The sequence below is a fragment of the Pseudoalteromonas sp. SiA1 genome (assembly GCF_018732205.1).
Classification (GTDB): Bacteria; Pseudomonadota; Gammaproteobacteria; order Enterobacterales; family Alteromonadaceae; genus Pseudoalteromonas; species Pseudoalteromonas tetraodonis.
In genome coordinates this window covers 402243-420712 of sequence record NZ_CP076085.1, presented here as the reverse complement: position 1 = coordinate 420712, position 18470 = coordinate 402243, and the positions used below count along the sequence as shown (strand labels likewise).

Annotated in this window: 13 protein-coding genes; 3 read left to right on the top strand and 10 right to left on the bottom strand. The window is 41.8% G+C overall.

Annotated features, from left to right (window positions below):
- Positions 1-48: 48 nt before the first annotated feature.
- The 5 genes from nagP to KK487_RS17255 all read right to left on the bottom strand — a co-directional run bounded on the left by nagP (position 49) and on the right by KK487_RS17255 (position 7268).
- Positions 49-1344: an N-acetylglucosamine MFS transporter NagP gene (gene nagP, locus KK487_RS17275; RefSeq protein ID WP_215522155.1), complete on the bottom strand. Its 1296-nt coding sequence runs from the start codon at positions 1342-1344 to the stop codon at positions 49-51.
- Between the two features lie 32 nt (positions 1345-1376).
- Positions 1377-2504, bottom strand: a complete 1128-nt coding sequence (gene nagA, locus KK487_RS17270; protein WP_013462892.1) for an N-acetylglucosamine-6-phosphate deacetylase — start codon at positions 2502-2504, stop codon at positions 1377-1379.
- The gene (nagB-II, locus tag KK487_RS17265; protein ID WP_013462891.1) at positions 2505-3503 is read right to left on the bottom strand and encodes a glucosamine-6-phosphate deaminase NagB-II; all 999 of its coding nucleotides are present in this window, start codon (positions 3501-3503) and stop codon (positions 2505-2507) included.
- On the bottom strand, positions 3503-4414 hold the full coding sequence (gene nagK / locus KK487_RS17260) for an N-acetylglucosamine kinase (protein WP_024602607.1): 912 nt from the start codon (positions 4412-4414) through the stop codon (positions 3503-3505). Before nagK ends, nagB-II begins: the two co-directional genes overlap by 1 nt.
- 163 nt (positions 4415-4577) lie before the next feature.
- A complete protein-coding gene (locus KK487_RS17255) occupies positions 4578-7268 on the bottom strand; it encodes a beta-N-acetylhexosaminidase (RefSeq protein WP_036955345.1) in 2691 nt (896 codons plus the stop codon).
- A 508-nt stretch (positions 7269-7776) separates the two neighbouring features.
- Here KK487_RS17255 and KK487_RS17250 point away from each other — a divergent pair.
- Entirely contained in the window at positions 7777-8799 is a 1023-nt protein-coding gene (locus tag KK487_RS17250; RefSeq protein ID WP_036955347.1) for a LacI family DNA-binding transcriptional regulator, read from the top strand.
- A 362-nt stretch (positions 8800-9161) separates the two neighbouring features.
- Positions 9162-9887, top strand: coding sequence for a MauE/DoxX family redox-associated membrane protein (locus KK487_RS17245; RefSeq protein ID WP_036955351.1), 726 nt, complete (start codon positions 9162-9164; stop codon positions 9885-9887).
- A gap of 64 nt (positions 9888-9951) precedes the next feature.
- Here the strand turns inward: KK487_RS17245 and eat are convergent, their stop codons facing one another.
- From eat to KK487_RS17230, 3 genes are read right to left on the bottom strand one after another with little or no spacing between them, the layout of a single operon-like run.
- Complete coding sequence (eat, locus tag KK487_RS17240) at positions 9952-11364, bottom strand: ethanolamine permease (RefSeq protein WP_036955353.1); 1413 nt, start codon at positions 11362-11364, stop codon at positions 9952-9954.
- A gap of 37 nt (positions 11365-11401) precedes the next feature.
- Entirely contained in the window at positions 11402-12286 is an 885-nt protein-coding gene (eutC, locus tag KK487_RS17235; protein WP_036955356.1) for an ethanolamine ammonia-lyase subunit EutC, read from the bottom strand.
- Positions 12287-12288: 2 nt separating this feature from the next.
- The gene (locus KK487_RS17230; RefSeq protein WP_028834301.1) at positions 12289-13689 is read right to left on the bottom strand and encodes an ethanolamine ammonia-lyase subunit EutB; all 1401 of its coding nucleotides are present in this window, start codon (positions 13687-13689) and stop codon (positions 12289-12291) included.
- A gap of 221 nt (positions 13690-13910) precedes the next feature.
- Between KK487_RS17230 and KK487_RS17225 the strand changes: the two genes are divergently transcribed.
- The gene (locus KK487_RS17225) at positions 13911-14894 is read left to right on the top strand and encodes a helix-turn-helix domain-containing protein (protein WP_016899108.1); all 984 of its coding nucleotides are present in this window, start codon (positions 13911-13913) and stop codon (positions 14892-14894) included.
- A 286-nt stretch (positions 14895-15180) separates the two neighbouring features.
- Here the strand turns inward: KK487_RS17225 and arfA are convergent, their stop codons facing one another.
- Complete coding sequence (gene arfA, locus KK487_RS17220; protein WP_013462885.1) at positions 15181-15381, bottom strand: alternative ribosome rescue factor ArfA; 201 nt, start codon at positions 15379-15381, stop codon at positions 15181-15183.
- 183 nt (positions 15382-15564) lie between these two features.
- Positions 15565-18093: a TonB-dependent receptor plug domain-containing protein gene (locus KK487_RS17215; RefSeq protein WP_215522154.1), complete on the bottom strand. Its 2529-nt coding sequence runs from the start codon at positions 18091-18093 to the stop codon at positions 15565-15567.
- Positions 18094-18470: the final 377 nt, after the last annotated feature.

Below are 18470 nucleotides of genomic sequence, written 5' to 3'. Positions count from 1 at the left end.
TGCACTTTATACTGCAAAGTGCACTGAGCTAGGGATAGCTGGTGGAGGTTATTGCTTTTTCATTTTATGGCCTTTCACGGCATAAAATAATATGAATAGATAACAAGGTAACAACACCGAGTAGCCTGTTTGTAACGAGGTAAAGCCACTCAGTAGCCCCCATAAAACGGGACCAAATGCACCTCCGGCAATCCCCATGATTAAAAGCGCAGAACCAGTACTAGTAAGTTTACCCAATCCTGATAATGCTAGTGGGAACACCGCAGGCCAAACAATCGCGTTTGCTAAGCCTAAAAAGGCAATCAGCAGTAAAACATCAGGCAAATTAGCGCCGCCTAAAGGCACCAATAGCGCATTGGCAATAACAAACGACTGTGCATCGAGCAGTAAAATACATAATGTAATAACAATCCCTAATACAGCCGATGCGGTTAAAGCGCTCTGCTGAGAAATAAATTTAGGGATAAGTAAAATACCTAAAATATAACCAAACACCATAAACATCATAGTGTATGAGGTCATTACCCCATATTTTTCGACTCCCAGCGATAGTGCAAAAGTACCTATGGTATCGCCTGCAATAACCTCAACCGCCACGTACAAGAATATCGCAATAGCGCCTAACACTAAGTTTGGATGAGATAGTGTTTCACGAATTTCACCCTTATCGTTTATTGCTTCAACTTCATCATTAATAAGTTCAGGTAGCGGCGACTTTTTAACCGCAAAAGCTAATAAACCAATAAATATGGCCATGCCTAAGTAAGGTAAAATAAGGCCGTTGGCCATATCATCAACTTGCTCTTGGCTAAGCTCTGTGCCTACCGTACCGGTAAAGTTGCTTAAAATTAAGGCGGTAAATACCATCGGAGAAATAACCCCTGCGCCTTTATTTAAAATACCCATAATACTAATACGCACAGCAGCCGACTCTTCTGGCCCTAAACGCACTACGTACGGGTTAACCGCAGTTTGTAATAGAGTTTGACCTGCCCCCATCACCAACTGGGCTAATAAAAACAGAGGAAAAAACTGTGACATAGCAGCAGGAATGAACAGTAAACCCGCTAACATCATACACCCCATGCCAAGCGCCATCCCATTCTTATAGCCAACTTTTTTAATTAACACGGCCGAGGGAAGCGCAGTAAAGGTGACGGCAATATAAAAGGAAAATAAAATTAACGACCCTTGAAACGGAGTTAACTGTAAAATCTGACTTAAATACGGCATTAATGAGCCATTTAGCCAAGTAGCAAAGCCCAGTATAAAAAATAATACCGCAACAATGGCCATTGGAACCAAGCTACTATTTTTGGACGTATCCATAACATTGGTTGTCATGTTATTTTCCTTTATTTATATTTATTATGTTGTTAACAAACCTGAGCGCCGCCAATCCACGTGCTAATGACTTGTTGTTGTGTGTTTAATTGTACAAAATCTGCTGGACTGCCCGGTATTAATCGCCCGTGTGTGGCGGGCAACTGTAAATACTGAGCAGGATATAAACTTGCCATATTAAGCGCTTGCGCTAATGGCTGCTTTAAATGGGTTACTGTATTTCTTACTGCGGTTGCCATATCAAGCGCAGATCCTGCCAGTTCACCCGTGGTAGAGGTGAGCTTACCATTATCTAAGGTGACGGTACGGTCAAAAAAAGCAAATTCGGTGTCATTCGTACCCACTGGTGGCATCGCATCAGTGACTAAAAAAACACGACCCATTGGCTTTGCTTTTAACGCAAGCTGACATGCAGCGTAATCAACATGATGCCCATCAACAATTAGGCCGCAATAGGTGTCATCGTTTAATAATGCACAGCCTACAACACCTGGCTCACGCCCCTGTAATGGCGACATAGCATTATATAAATGCGTAAATCCGGTTGCGCCAGCATCAACCGCGCGCTGAGCTTGAGCAAAGCTTGCATTGGTATGACCTAAACAAACGTGTATGCCTACCTCACGCATTTTAGCGATATCACTTGGCAGAACATTTTCAGGTGCAACTGTTACCACCACTTTACCTAAATCTTGGCGAGATAATACCTGCCATTCTTGTTCAGAAATAGGGCGAATATAATCAGCACTATGAGCGCCTTTTTTTGCAACAGATAAGTGCGGGCCTTCAAAGTGAATGCCAATAATACCGGGAGTCTGCAAAGCAATAGCATCAGCAATGACATCGGCTGCTTGGTGCATCACTTCAACCGTGTCAGTAATTAAAGTCGGCAACATGGCAGTTGTGCCATACTTGGCATGTGCCAGCAGCATTTGTTTCACCCCAGCAACACTGCTAGTACGATTAAACAATACACCACCGCCACCATTCACTTGCAAGTCAATAAAGCCTGGCGCAACTAACCCCGTTAGGTGCTCATCTGCCTGTTGCACGTTATCATCTATTGCCGTAATAATACCCGCATCAATGCTCAACACTTTGTCGTTAACAAATTGCTCGCCATCAAAAAACTCTGCTACATGAATACGTTTTACTGACATTTATAATGTCCTTGTTACTTTTTTAAGCCCCTTAGGCTCATCAGGGTTAAAACCACGGCTTAACGCTACTTTTGCCACATCAAGATAAAAACGCTGCAATACTAAAAATGGCGCTAATCGAGGGTGTACGTTAATACCGTTTTGATTAAGGCTAATCACGTGTGCACCGCGTTTTTTAACCTCAGCAATTTGCTGCTGATGTGACTCTTTAGTTTCATCATCAACCGAGCAATCTAAAATCACTAACCCTTGCTCAACTAAGGTTACCGGACCATGTAAAAATTCTGCACTACTGAATGACTCAGCATGAATAGCACACACTTCTTTAAGCTTAAGTGCCATTTCTTTTGAGATAGAAAACCCTAAACCACGGGCTAATACCACCATGTTCTTAATGTTTGCAAACTCACTAGGCTGTAACTGAGTTGGCGAGTCTATCATTGCATCAAGCGCGCTAGGCAGCTCTTTAAGCCCTTGTAATAATGACTCATTTTGCGTCCAATTAGCAACAATATGTACCAATGCCGATAACGTGGCTAAGTAACTTTTTGTTGCCGCCACCGAAATTTCATCACCGGCTTTAAGGGGGACAAAATCATCTACTATGTCTTGCAATGGTGACGCTTCATCGTTAACCAGTGCAATACAATAAGCGCCCGCCTCTTTCGCCATTTTTGCTTGAGCGAGAATATCTGGGCTGCGTCCTGATTGAGAAATTACAATCACCACAGCGCCTTCAAGCTTTAATGTTTTACCATATACACTCGCCACTGATGGCGCTGCTGAACTGACCGGTACACCGGCTTCAATTTCAATTAAGTATTTACCAAAAACGCCAGCATGATCTGATGAACCGCGACCAATCATCATCACCACCTTAGGGGCCATATCGCGAAGCTTATGACCAATTTTTTCCACTAAAGGTTGGTTGGCAATAATTTGCTTTTCAATAACATTTGGCGTTTGCGCCGCTTCTTTTTCCATTAGGGTGTTAAACATCATAACTCCTGGCTGCTGTAATTAACGTGCTGTTGTTTAGCGTAAAGTACAGACCCCATTTCTGGTGACGATAATGGGGCTGATAAAATAGCTTGAATGTCTGGATCTAACCATGTTGTCATCACGGCTGATAAGCCACCAATAAACGAAAGCCTTGGTGGCTTTTTATCTAATAATTGTCGTGCAATGTCGCTTAAATAAGCGCCACCTTCTTTTAAAATGGCAATCGCAATGGCATCGTTTGCTTGTGCTGATTGAAAAACACAACCTGCAAGTTGCGCAAAAAAGGCGGCTGGTTTATTCGCAATCACTTCAACTAGTTGCATTGCATCACGCACTTCTAAATACTTCATAATCAAATTAGTAAGCGCACCACTTGGGATTAACTTGTCTAGGCTTAACAACACCTGCTGACAAGCAGTAAAGCCTATCCATGCACCGCTGCCTTTATCGCCATGCGGGAAACCATGACCACCAATCATAAACGATTGACCATTAACGTATGAAAATCCACACGAGCCAGTACCTGCAATCATCACTGCGCCATCACTACCTTGATGAGCGCCCATACAAGCAATGAGTAAATCAGTCGTTAAATGCATAGTTTTAAATGGGTGTTGCCACTGGGTCATTTGATTATGCAAACTTGGTAAGTTAACTCCCGCCAGGCCAACCCCTGCGATTAATGCAGATAAAGGCGTCTCTTTGAGTCCTGCATCTTGCAAGGCTAAACGCGCTGATTGCTCAATGGAATGCGTTGCTTGGCTAAATCCATGTAACGGGTTACCAGGGCCTGCCACACCGGTGCCTACTATTTCATTACAGCTATTGACGATAATTGCTTTACATTTAGTGCCACCGCCATCGATCCCCACAAAGAGTTCATTGTTATTAATATTGTTGGTGATCATTTTTGCCTCTTAATTTGTTCGACCGTTTTGCAAAACACTGAAAATAAAACCGGACTGTCATACTGTATGAATCTTATACTAGCACAAATGACAGCGTTGTCATTATTTTTATTTACAAATAAACAACTTCTTTCATCTTCAATAATTTAAAGGAAAACGCACCTTATCGGTGCGTTACTTTGAGCTTTCTGCTTACACGACTTGCTGATGGAGTCTTAGAGCGAATCCATACATCTTGTGTTACTTTGACGGGTTGTTTATAGGTTTGCCATTGGCCGCTTCCTTGTTTGTATTCAATTACCAAACCAGGGTAGGCAATATTGGCGTACAACATGCCGTTCTCAATTTTTGCGCCCGCATTTGCAAGACGATAATGCACATCAGCCATTTCTAGCTTAGGAAATTCTTTTAGTCCCATTGTGGCTGCAAAAGTCTGCCATTGCTGATCGCGCTGCTGTTTTAATGCTGAGCTAAAGCGATTTGTTTGTTGGCTATAAACAAAGCCATTGTGATCATACGGTACCGCCCAATCTGCCTTATGCCATGCTCTTTGTGCCAACGATAATAACCGTGGGAAGAGCTTATATTCGGCCATATTATTGGTGCGCGTATTTTCACTCCATAACTGCCCTTGAATACCAATAAAGCGTTTATCTTTTGCCAAAGGCGCTGATACTACCTTGCCTTGCTCATCACGCTGTAACGTGTCATCAGCGACATAGGGGTTATCTTCTCTATCGAGCCAAAATTCAGCATGAATAGGTAAATTATCTGGCATAAACTGAAATATTTTTTCGGTATTTATATGCCTTGAAGCCCAGTAATAACCGTGTTCTTGTGGGTCTGCTTCATACGGAAAGTCAAAATACAGCACATCTGGCGACGAGAGCACCACTTGCCAATTTCTATTAGCAAATTCATGGGCACGTTGATGGCCGTTCCACATTAATAAATCCCAGCTATTACCTTGTACAACCTCTGGCATATTCTCTGGGTTAGTATGCGATAAACCATCGCTCCATGCAGCAGTTTCAATATTCATATCAGCCAACATATTCGCAATACGTTCAATAAAATAGCTGCCCAGCTGACTCGCTTCAGTAATTTCTAACTTATTTTGTTTAATAAAATCAGCACAAGCTGGTGAGTCAACCCACGCTCCGGCGGTTTCATCGGCGCCTATGTGATAACGGGTTAACGGATGCTGTGCATCACTGTGTATGCCTTTTACCTGTTCCATTACTTCACGAATAAACGCATACGATGAGTCTAAACACACATTAATCGTATTGTCGTTATAGTGCTGTACCGACGAATACACGGTTGTATCAAGCGGATCATAAAGTAAAAACTGCTCGGCTTTTTGTTTATCGCCTTGTTTTATGTATTTATTATAACGCGCTTGCATGGCTTTAATTGCAGCGCGAGAATGCCCTGGCATATCAAGTGATGGGATCACTTGAATATGACGCGCACTCGCCGCTTTAAGTATTTCTTGATAATCAGCCACCGAATAATAGCCGTTTGCTGCACTTGAAGTATCAAGCCCTGCGCCCAACTGTGGCATTAAACATTGTTGCTCGCTTTGATCAAAACAACGCTTCGCCCCTATATCTGTAAGTTCAGGAAGTGATGGGATTTCTATACGCCAACCTTCATCATCACCTAAATGTAAATGCAGCTTGTTAAGTTTATAAGCCGCCATTTGATCAAGCAGCTTTAAAATAAAGCCTTTGTCGCGAAAGTTACGCGCAACATCCACCAACACACCTCTAAACTGATAATGCGGTGCATCAATTACTTCTCCCACAGGTAACATATTACTGTTAACCTGATACAAACTCGCTAAGCTTTGCAAAGCATAAAAAATGCCCGTTTCATCAGCGGCATTAATCACAATTTCATCAGCTTTAATCGCTAACTTATAGCTGCCTTCAAATTCATCATTTTTAGTTACTGTATTAAGTGTGACCTTAATGGCCGCTGCATCATCGCTTATATTAATACCTAGTAGTGCTAACCTTTGTGTTGCGGCAGATAAATGTGTTTTATCTATTCCTGAGTAGTTAATATTAAGCCCTTGGCTTATATCTAGCGTTTGAGTTTGGCTAAATTCGCTAAAACGTGGAGTGGGTATAATTTGTTGAGCAATCACATTGCTCACTTGATTTTGCGACGTTAAATAAGCAGAAAAGTCATATTTTTCATTGCGCTCAAACAAGCGTTCAGCGCTAAGCCACTGCGTTTTATCATTCGCGGTACGTTTAAACTGACGTTCATAATCGGTGTAAGGCATAACATGTGGCAACACCTCTAACCCTGTCTCTGGGTCAATTTTAGGTTTTGTGCTTTCAATCACTTTAGCGGTGTCATTATTATTAACAACTATATAATTAGGAATTGCGTCGCTTTGCGATAATGACCAAAAGTGCGCATAAAAAGTAATCGTTTTAGTCTCACCCGCTTTAAAGCCAGTAAACCCGTCTTTAAGCTCAATGACATGAATATCGCCATTAACGCGTTTAATAGTAAATTCATCGCTAACCGCCGTTTGAATAGGTGTAATTTGACTAAAGTAAATTTTCCATTGGTCAACGTTAATCGCCGAGTTGGCGGTTAAATGTAAATACGCTTTAAAACAGTGACCGTTTTCTATATCTGGATCGCACTGTGCTGATGGACGGTTATCAACCTGCTGATATTTTATTTGTAACGTTTTAGCAAGTAACTCTACGGCGCTATCGTTTGCGGGGCTTAGCTGAACCGATACAGTATTTTGTTCATCAACATTGCCCTGACACGCACTCAAACCCAGTGCTAAGCAGCATGCTGTCAGTAATGATTTAATCTTCATTCGCTACTTTCCCTCTATTGTTATTAATTAGTCACTCAAGTATCTCTTTCAGATACTTAAATTAATCCCGCTTTTAAATCAATCACTATTCACATCTAGCAATTGCTACCTTAGCGCACACAATCCGCTACCTTAGGGTTTAAATAATAATTAACAGCGCGCACCAACTTATGACAACGCTGTCATAAAGTTGTTAATGTATCCTTTTTTTTCTTTTATAGCTACACAGAAGGGCAAAAAAGATACAAAAAATTTACATGTATGTGCTTAATATTCTTTTAAACTATTGTATTTAAATTAAATTTAAATATTACTAAATTATTACCTAAAACTTTATCTACCATTCTCACAAGAAAGGCGTATAAATTAACTGTTAATATTCAATGATGTCTTTATAATTTAGCCGTCAAATAATAAAAACCGAGCACTGTTAACTGCTTTTGCTGTAGTTGTTAACCGATAAAGATAAATTAGTACCCAAAATGATATGTAAAGGTCTATTAAGCCTATGAGAACAACAATAAACGACGTGGCAAAAGATGCCGGGGTATCAATAAAAACGGTATCACGAGTAATAAATAACGAAACCTCGGTGCGTGACAACACCCGTGAGAAAGTCATGGCGTCGGTTAAAAAGTTGAACTTTCAGCCTAACCTTGCTGCAAGAAGTCTCGCAGGAACAAAAGCTTACAGCATTGCTTACATTTACGACAATCCAAATGCCTACTATATTATAGATATGCAAAACGGCATTTTAGATGCGTGTAAAAAGCAAGGATTTGAACTACTTATCCACCCATGCGATGCCAAAGAAGCACATATTATTGACGAAATAACCAGCATGATAAAACGCACCCGAATTGCCGGTATTTTACTCACGCCGCCATTTTCAGAGATGCCACATTTTGTTGAAAAGCTGACACAGCTTGACCTAAAAGTTGTGCGTATTTTATCAGGACACGACGCGCCCGATACATTAACGCCCTGTATTATGATTGACGATAACCTCGCCTCTAAATCAATTACCGAACACCTTATAAATAATGGCCACACACGCATTGGCTTTTTAGCTGGGGGCAGCGAACATAACTCCACCAAAGAGCGCTTAGAGGGCTACAAAGCGGCTTTAAAACAATACGACATTACTATAGACCCTAGCTTAATTATTGATGGCGAATACTCATTTGAATCCGGGGTTGAGGGTGCTAAAACACTCATTACTCAACAAAACAGGCCAACCGCTATCGTCTCATGTAACGATGAAATCGCCGCCGGTGCGTTATTTGCAGCCAGATTAATGAACATTGATATACCCAGCGAGCTTTCTATTACAGGGTTTGAGGATAGCCCATTCTCACGCCAAACATGGCCAAAGCTCACTACAGCGCATCAGCCAAATAATAAAATTGCTGAAGATGCAGCCAGCTTACTGATAGCGCAAATTCGTAATGGCAATGACCGCGATATTATTAAACTATACACACCAGAACTGGTTGTCAGAGATTCAACAGCCCCTCCTATAGCTTTATAATTAATTAGCTGGCACGCGCTGCAAGTCCCCCTTCAGCGCTTAAAGCATTAAAAGCGGCCTGATTTTTGAACGCATAGCCTGTACCACTGAGTTTATTAACAATAAAACGGCACATGTTGTAAATTTTACACTTAGGGTCTGTTGATCTTTCAAGGTTATATAACTCAGTTAACCCCTCTAATACCAATTCGCTTAATTAACTGAGCTATTTTGAGGGAGGAAAATCGTGTCGATAGCAAGGCAAAAAATTTCGTTATTGAGTTGTTCTAAATGAGACGTTTTTAACGCTGTTAGCGTCTAATCTGCCCCCTCAAAATGATTAAGTATTATTGCAAATTGGTATAAATATACAGGAGTAAAATATGGCCAAGTCAGCCCAATTGTATAGAATGGCAACCGATGAACATATTTGCCCATTTGGTTTAAAATCTAAAGATTTACTTGAACGTCAAGGCTTTGAAGTAGACGATCATTTACTCACTTCAAGAGCCGATACCGATACCTTCAAACAAAAATACGATGTAAAAACAACACCACAAACATTTATAGATGATGAGCGTATCGGTGGGTATGATGAACTCAGAGAATACTTTAATAAATCCCCTGCAGGCCAACAAGGCACAACGTATACGCCGGTCATTGCTATTTTCGCGGTTACCTTGCTGCTCAGTTTAGCCTTTTCGTTAAGTGGTGCAGGGCTAAGCATGTATACACTTGAGTTATTTGTTGCGTTAACCATGGCGGTACTGGCCATTCAAAAGCTGCAAGATTTAAACAGTTTTTCAAATTCCTTTATCACTTACGATTTACTCGCCATGAAAGTGATCCCCTATGCCTATGTTTACCCATTTTTAGAAGCTTTTGTTGGCGTGGCCATGATTGCATCACTTCCAGTTTACTTGGTTGCACCTATCTCTTTGTTTATTGGTAGTGTCGGCGCAATATCCGTTATTAAAGCCGTGTATATAGACAAACGCGAACTTAAATGTGCCTGTGTTGGCGGCGATAGCAATGTACCGCTTGGCTTTATTTCACTAACCGAAAACCTATTTATGATAGCAGCCGGTATCTGGATGCTAGTTAAATAATAAAAAGGCGCGATAGGTTTAAAACCTACCGCGCCACTATTAAGTCTGTATTTATAAAGTAAAATTAACTCTCACTTATGGGGATGTTTAAACCGGCCTCTGCATCGGCTAGCATAGCAAACTCTTCATCTGCACTTTTGGCCACTAAATGTTTAGAACTAAAGCCAAAGTAATACGCAGCTCCCACTATAAATAACACCATAGTGTATAAAAAAGCACGGGGATCAAAGGCGTACACACCGGTCAGTGCAATCAACGATAAGCACAATGCAATACTTGAAGTCACAGTCCCGCCAGGCGTTTTATAAGGACGAGGTAAATCTGGCTGCTTATAGCGCAGTAAAATATGACTTAGCGCCATTAACGCATACGATACGGTTGCACCAACCACCGCCATAGCTAACATTAAATCGCCCTCACCACTCAGTGAAGCTAAAAAACCAAATACAGCAGGTACAATAAGCGCTCGTGCGGGCACTTTACGCGCGGTAGTAATTGATAACGAACGAGGTAAATATCCCGCACGCGACAACGCAAACACCAATCGACTATAACCATAAATAATAGAGAAAAATGAAGCCACCAGCCCTGCTAGCCCTAATATATTAACCACGGTTGCTAAATCGTTATTGCCCGTCGCATTTAACGCATCCACCAGCGGAACTGCACTTGCGCCCATTGCTGTTGCACCTGCTGCCCCGGGTACTAATACAACCACTAATAACGCGGTAAACAATAAAAACACCATAGCGCCAATAATGCCTTTAGGCACATCTTTCGCCGGATCTTTTGCCTCTTCTGCCGCCAATGGTACCCCTTCAACCGCTAAAAATAACCACATAGCAAAAGGTAATGCTGCCCATACACCATACCAACCCAGAGGTAAAAATTCACTCGCGCCAGCAGCATCGGTTACGGCAATATCAAATAAATTTGTCGCATCAAAATTGGTGATTAACACCACAGCGGTGGCAACAATGGCAAGTACCGCCAAACCGCTTATTACCATCATTACTTTTAGCGCTTCACCAACCCCAGCTAAGTGAATACCCACAAACACCAAGTAAAAGAGCGCATAAACCCAAGGGCCATTAAACCCCGTTAACGCCTCCACCGCAGAGCCAATAAAAATAACAATAGCAGCCGGTGCTAACGCATATTCAATTAATACCGCAAGGCCGGTTAAATAACCCCCCGTTGGCCCCATTGCTTGGCGAGCAAAGCTATACCCTCCTCCCGCAGCGGGAATAGCAGCCGACATTTCAGCCAGCGATAACACTAAGGTGAGATACATAATAGCCATTAATACTGCCGCTATGGCAAAGCCGCCCCAGCCTGCTTCTGCAATACCAAAGTTCCACCCAGCAAAGTCTCCTGAAATCACATACGATACCCCTAACCCCGCCAGTAATAACCAACCCGCAGTGCCACTTTTAAGTTGCCTTTTTGCTAAGTACTCTGAATTATTAGTAGACATAACATCCTCTTTATCGATTTTTTATTTTTAGTTACCGTTATTCCGCATTTAAAAAATGACTGCTCGATTGTTGATGCTCAATCACATCATCCTGTGTACGATCTTTTAAGTTCACTCCTGTTAGTTTTAATTTTTTTGCCTCACGTAATAAATAAACTGCACGCCTTGCAGCCTCACAGTAAGGCAAGCCCGCAGGGCGAATATTTGAAATACAATTGCGACAGGCATCGTTAAGACCTGTTTTAGGTGCCCAAGTTAAATATAAACCAAGGCTATCGGGCGAGCTAAGCCCTGGTCGCTCACCAATTAACACCATGACTACTTGTGCATTTAAAAGCTCTCCAATGTCGTCACCAATCGCCACCCGACCTTGCTCAACCACACTAAAAGGCGCAATGTTTAACTCACTGTTATCACCTAGCTGCGCTAATAATTCATTAATAAAAGGATAAGCATTTTTTTGCACCGCTAGCGACGATAAGCCATCAACCACAACGATGGCTAAATCATATTTTGCAGCCGTGTTTTGCTGCCCAGCGGTGAAATTAAGTAGGGTTTGTCGGCCGTTTTCATCTAACCTGCGTCCTAAATCGGGGCGTTGTAAATACGTCATTCGGTCAACAGCCTGGCTATGTAAGCGCAAAGGAGCAGCCAGCTGTTTCTCAGCACTGAGTTTGCTAAGCTGTTTGGTTATTGCATTAATATCGAGCGGAAAGTTCACCGCATCACGCGCTTGTGCATGGGATAATTGAAACGCCAGCATTTCACTGGTCGGTAAGCTTATTCCTGCGCGGCCAAGGCCAATCCGTGCATCAGTAAAACGGCGTAAATCGCGCCATGGGTTATGCACCACGTTGCCATTATTTTTATGTGTATTATCGCTGTTGTTTGTAACAGACGTTGCGTTAAAATTTGATTTCATACTCAGCCCCCTTTAATCGCATTCAGTGGTTTAGCAAAAGCGGCAGGTAACGTATCAGATAAAATAATATCGTGACTGTTGCGCATAATGTTCATATCAGTAAGCCACTTTTCAAACTCTGGCGCGGGGCGTGCGCCCAGTACTCGGCGCACGTATAACGCATCATGAAATGAGGTGGTTTGGTAATTAAGCATAATGTCATCAGAGCCCGGAATGCCCATCACAAACGAGCACCCTGCGACCCCAAGTAGCGTAAGTAAGTTATCCATATCATTTTGGTCGGCCTCGGCATGATTGGTGTAACACACGTCGCAGCCCATCGGAATACCCAATAACTTGGCACAAAAATGATCTTCAAGCCCTGCGCGAGTAATTTCTTTACCATCAAACAAATATTCAGGACCAATAAAGCCCACCACGGTATTAACTAGTAGCGGATTAAATTTTCGTGCAACGGCATAAGCACGGGTTTCGCAGGTTTGTTGATCAAGCCCATGATGTGCGTTAGCCGAAAGCGAACTGCCCTGCCCCGTTTCAAAATACATCACATTATCGCCTACAGTTCCGCGCTTTAAACTCAGTGCGGCATCTTGTGCCTCAGCTAAGGTATTTAAATTAAAACCAAAGCTCGAGTTGGTTGCTTCTGTTCCACCAATAGACTGAAACACTAAATCAACCGGCGCTCCTGCTTCAATGCATTCAATCGTGTTAGTAACATGAGTAAGGACGCAGCTTTGGGTAGGAATTTCATATTTTTGAATCACCTCATCCATCAATGTCATCAACTTAATGGCCTGCGCTACGTTATCGGTTGCAGGGTTTATACCTATTACCGCATCACCATTACCGTACAAAAGCCCATCTAAAATACAGGCGGCAATACCGTTAATATCATCCGTAGGGTGGTTAGGTTGCAATCGCGTGGATAAGTGCCCTGGTAAGCCAATGGTATTTCTAAACGCACTGGTTACATGGCATTTTTTAGCAATTAAAATAAGATCCTGATTTCGCATTATTTTGCTTACAGCCGCAGCCATTTCAGGGGTGATCCCTTGCCTAACACTTGCCAACACAGCGGGAGTTGCAAAGTCACTTAATAACCAGTTACGAAAATCGCCTACGGTTAAATGAGCAATCGCCATAAATGCATTGGTGTCGTGATCGTCCATAATTAAGCGGGTTATCTCATCGTCTTCATAGGCAATCAGCGCCTCATTTAAAAACGTTTTAAGCGGAATATCTGCCAGTGTCATTTGCGCCACAGCTCGCTCTTGTGCTGAGCCTGCTATCACTCCTGCAAGACGATCGCCCGATCGCCCAGGGGTAGCCTTTGCCATTACTTCAGCCAAGTTTTTAAAATTGTACACCTGCGTGCCTAACGTATATCGGTACCTTTGCCCCATGATCTACTCCACATAACAACTAGTTCAAACCTTGGTACAGGTTTTGCTGACCTATAAGCTATAAATCAATTTTGTTTAGTTTCAAGAGAGCTTAATTCGTACCAAGACACTATCGAATTTTGGCAAATCATCATTTTTGGCTTTATTTCATATAGTTAACTATAGTTACTGGTGGTAACTTAATCTTAATAAAAATAAAAAAAGCAAAGAGTAACTCCATTATGACGCAGCAAGATTTAGCTAGCGCACCACAAAAGAGCATGGTGCATACCCAAGATATAGATGAGCAAGCGAATAACCTAACGCAGTGGCAGCAAAAATATGATCAGCTCAGTGAAGGGCGATTTTTTGGGCGTATAGAGAGCGTGGATTATTCTAATATTCATGCATTTGAAGAATACACAGAGCGTGCTCTTCACCAACAATGTGCAATAGCGCCGCAATCTATTTGGCTTGGGATCCCAAAGCAGTCTCAGCAGAGCAAAATTAATGGCTTAAATGTGGCAAGTAATCAATTTATGTGTCGAACCAGTGAGAGTAACTTTGAGCTTATTACACCTGAGCAGTTTAATATTTATGGTTTAGTAATAGACACGCAATCGTTAGAACATATGGCTCAGATACAAGGGATATACTTGAAAAATATAACCTCTTCAGGTACTGAGCGACATACAACAAGCAACGCCATGTTAAAAAGTGCCCGGGGTATAATAAACAGTATGGTTAGCAGTAACGCTTTTGGCCTAAATGCCGATTTACAGCAAGACATGCTTAATATGTTGGCATTACATTTACTAAACGAACAAACTCCGTGTCAACGTATCGCTCCCAGTTATAAACACCGAAAAGCGGTGGTTGATAAAGTTAAAGAGTATGTAAATGCAAACCCACAAAGTAGCGTGACCATTACTCAGCTATGTGAGCTCACTTTTGTTAGCAGGCGCACGCTACAATACAGTTTTGAAAGTATTTTAGGGATTAATCCGCTGCGATTTTTACGTTTAACCCGATTAAATAACGTCAGAAGAGAACTAAAATTAGCAAAACAAGATAAGCCAATTTCTGTCATCGCAGCCAATTGGGGATTTTGGCATGCAGGGCAATTTACTAAAGATTACACCCAATTATTTGGTGAAAACCCTTCGCAAACACTAAGCAACCATGCTTCTTATTTGGCGAATTCTAAATCGATAATACACGGGTAAATAAGAGATGGGTGTCGGGCTAAGAGCTACGGGAAGAGCATTCCTGTTTTTATATTTTCTCATTAACCCTCACTCACTTCTCATTGTGCAAACATGTTTTAAGTGATTTATTCACAAAGAGGTTATGAGACGCTGCGCTGAAAGAGAAGGCTAAAGGCGCTAGGTTCTAGGGAAGTAACTAGGCGCTAGGTTGTGTTCGCTGCTCGTGACTCGAAGCCCGAAGCCCGCCTTATTTCAGCAAACACTTAGCTAACTCGCAACAAAAGCCCTATTTGATCGGTGCTATTTAAGCCGCGATTAAATAGGACTCTTGTCCTGCATGTTTGTTACTGCGTTTAAACGAGCCTTTGCCTTTTTTGGCTTTAACCACTTGCGGTTTAAATACTTTAGAGGTTACCAGTGCTGCCAATGCGTTGTGTTTTATCACACCGCGCCCAGTGTCTACTGCGGATTTGTTAACCGCTTTTGCTTTGCTTTTTTTCGCCATTTATTTTTTCCTATTAATAAAATGAGTATAACGAGGGATATATATCCCACTGTGTTATTGATGGCGATTGTATGCTTAATTTTCAAGCATGCAATCATTTTTAATGCTGTTTTAAATATATTTTAGCCATAAAAAAAGCGCCTTTATAAACGGCGCCTTTGCTGGTTTAACTTAACCTAAAAATTAAAAACTAAAGCTTACTTTTGCGTAGTAAGTACGACCATCAAAGCCATAGGGTACGGCTCGTAACGGATATTTAAATGCCCCATTTGAAATAGCGTTTAATACTTCATCATCGCCTAATTCATCCGGTGTTTCATCAAATACATTGTCTGCACCTACCGATAGAGCAAACATATCGTTAATTTGATAACTTACATTTAAATCCACTAATACGGCTGATTCTACCGTACTGGTTGCTTTAAATGAGCCATCTGTTGCAAGTTCAATATGGTCATTACCAAAGTACTTCACATCGGTTTCGCCAAAGTAATTAAAGCGGATCATTGAGCTATACGCGTCACGCTCATAATCAAACGTTAACGTTGCACGTTCGCCCGGCTGCCCATCAGTTAAAAAACTACTTTGAATATCATCAAGTGCTACATTTTCAGGAATACCCGGTGCTGCATTAACACTGTCAATTTTAGTTTCGTTTAAATTACCGGCAAACGTAGCAGAGAAATTACCCTCATATAAATCGGTGCGATAGGACGCAATAATGTCAACACCCTGCGTTGTCGAATTCACTGAGTTTGAAAAGTAATTCGCTTGTACTGCCCCCGTTGCCTGTAGCGCGGCAACTGCATCAGGACTAAATGCCACATCATCAGCCGATAACAAGCTGCCCAGTGTAATACGGTCTTCAATTTCTACACGGTAAAAATCCACCGTTAACGATAAATCACTCGTCACATCATAAACAAAGCCTGCACTGTAGTTCGTTGATGTTTCAAGCTTTAAGTTATCAACGCCTAATGCAGCTGGAAATGCTGAGCCCGTTGTTGCTGTAAACGACTGGCTTAACGTGCCGTCAGAACCTAAGTTAGTGGTAAACGCAGTGTAACCGCTTTGCTGTAATGATGGCGCTCTAAAACCCGTTGATAACGCACCACGTACCGCAAAATCATCGTTAAATTCATAACGCGTGGCTACTTTACCAATTATGTCGTCACCCGCATTAGAGAAATCTTCGTAACGAAGTGCACCGCTAACATTCCACGCATCGGTAACCATAGTTTCTGCGTCAATATAAACGGCGTAGCTATCGCGATCACTTTTATTTGATGCTTCAGGGCGAAGGCCGTTGTAGGCTTGAAAACCACATTGTGCAAATTGATTCGGATCGTTCACTGATGGGTATGAAGTATCTGTGTTAGCAGTGCCACACGCGTATGAGGCTTCTTCACCGGGTACAATTTCATAGTTTTCTTTACGGTATTCAGCACCAATTGACACGTACACAGGCTCACTGCGGCCAATATCAACAATCCCGTTCACATCCGCGTTGAATGTTGTTTGGTCAAACCTAAAGCCACCCGAATACCCCTCAGTTGGCCCTGCATTAGCAGCAATATCGGCATCACTTGCACCTGGGTTATTAAATAAGTACTCAGCAGCATAAGAGGCATTTAATGTATTGCGTGAGGTAAAGTCGTATTGATTTTCACCATATACCGCCGATACATCGTAATTCCAATCAGAGTTAATATCACCTCTAAAACCGATTGAAACAGAAATATCCTGTGCTTCATTGTCTATTTGCGGTAAAAATCCATCGCTATAGACTTGAATCACGTTTTTAGATGCTTCGTTAAAGTTACGATAAAAGCCGTTACCTAGTGCAGTACGCTCAGAATAGCCACCAAATGAGTAAAGCTCGCCCTCACTCATTGGCAATGCCATATTGTAAAATACCGAAGTAAATTCACTCTCTGCATTACCTTGTCCCCAACGAACTTCGTCCGATAAAGTACCTGGTGCGACATTAAGTGAACCACCGGTATCTCGCTCGGCACGATTGGTTTTATCTGCATCGCGATACTCAAGCGATAAATTAATAAATCCACCTTCGTTGCCTAGTTCAAAACCACGATTTAAACCTGCAGAAATTGTTTCCCCATCGCCTTCTGCCGTTTCACCGTATTGCACATAACCTGTGGTTAAATCTGTTGAGTTATTAAGTGATAAATTGATAACCCCCGCAATCGCATCTGAGCCGTACTGCGCCGCCGCACCATCACGTAAAACCTCAACTCCTTTTAAGGCAATAAGCGGGATCGCATTCATATCAGTCCCCGCTGAGCCACCGCCCACGGTACTAGTTAAACCAAAAATAGATTGATTATGGCGGCGCTTACCGTTGACTAAAACCAGCGTTTGATCTGGCTGTAAACCGCGTAATGTTGCTGGGCGAAATAAATCGGAACCGTCAGAAACTTGTGTACGAGAAAAGTTAAACGATGGCGCTGTCGCTTGTAAGCTTTGCCCAAGCTCGGTAAAGCCGCCTTTGTTTAAATCATCCGCGTCAATTAAATCAATAGGTGATGACGACTCTGTTGCTGTTCGGTTAGAAACTCGCGACCCTAACACAGATATTTGTTCGATATTTTTTTCAGCTTTAGCAGGCGCTTCTTGTGCATTAACCATACTTGGCGCACTGAAAGCAAAAGCAACCGCTACAGCCAAGGTGTTTAAACTATATGTTGACATAATGATGACCCTGTTTTGTGTATTCTTATAATGTGTGTGGGGTATATTCCTGTACCCCATTGCCAACATCCTAGCAACATACACAAACAAAAAGAAACAAAAAACTTGATAAAATTAGCATAAGAATGCAAATAACTTTAAAAACAGGAAAATAACACCTATAAAAGCTCAAAATACAACCAAAGTAGCAATTTAATATCACAGCACCCAAAGTTAATACAATGTTAACAATGAGGTTTTATTCATAATTAGTGAAAATAACGGCTTTGTATATTTTTCACTCTGCAATGAGCAAAAAATACACTTCAAATGAGGTTTCATGCGGTTTTTATAAGACTAAAGTAGGTAATAAAGGTAAGAAAGGGTACTCAGAAAAA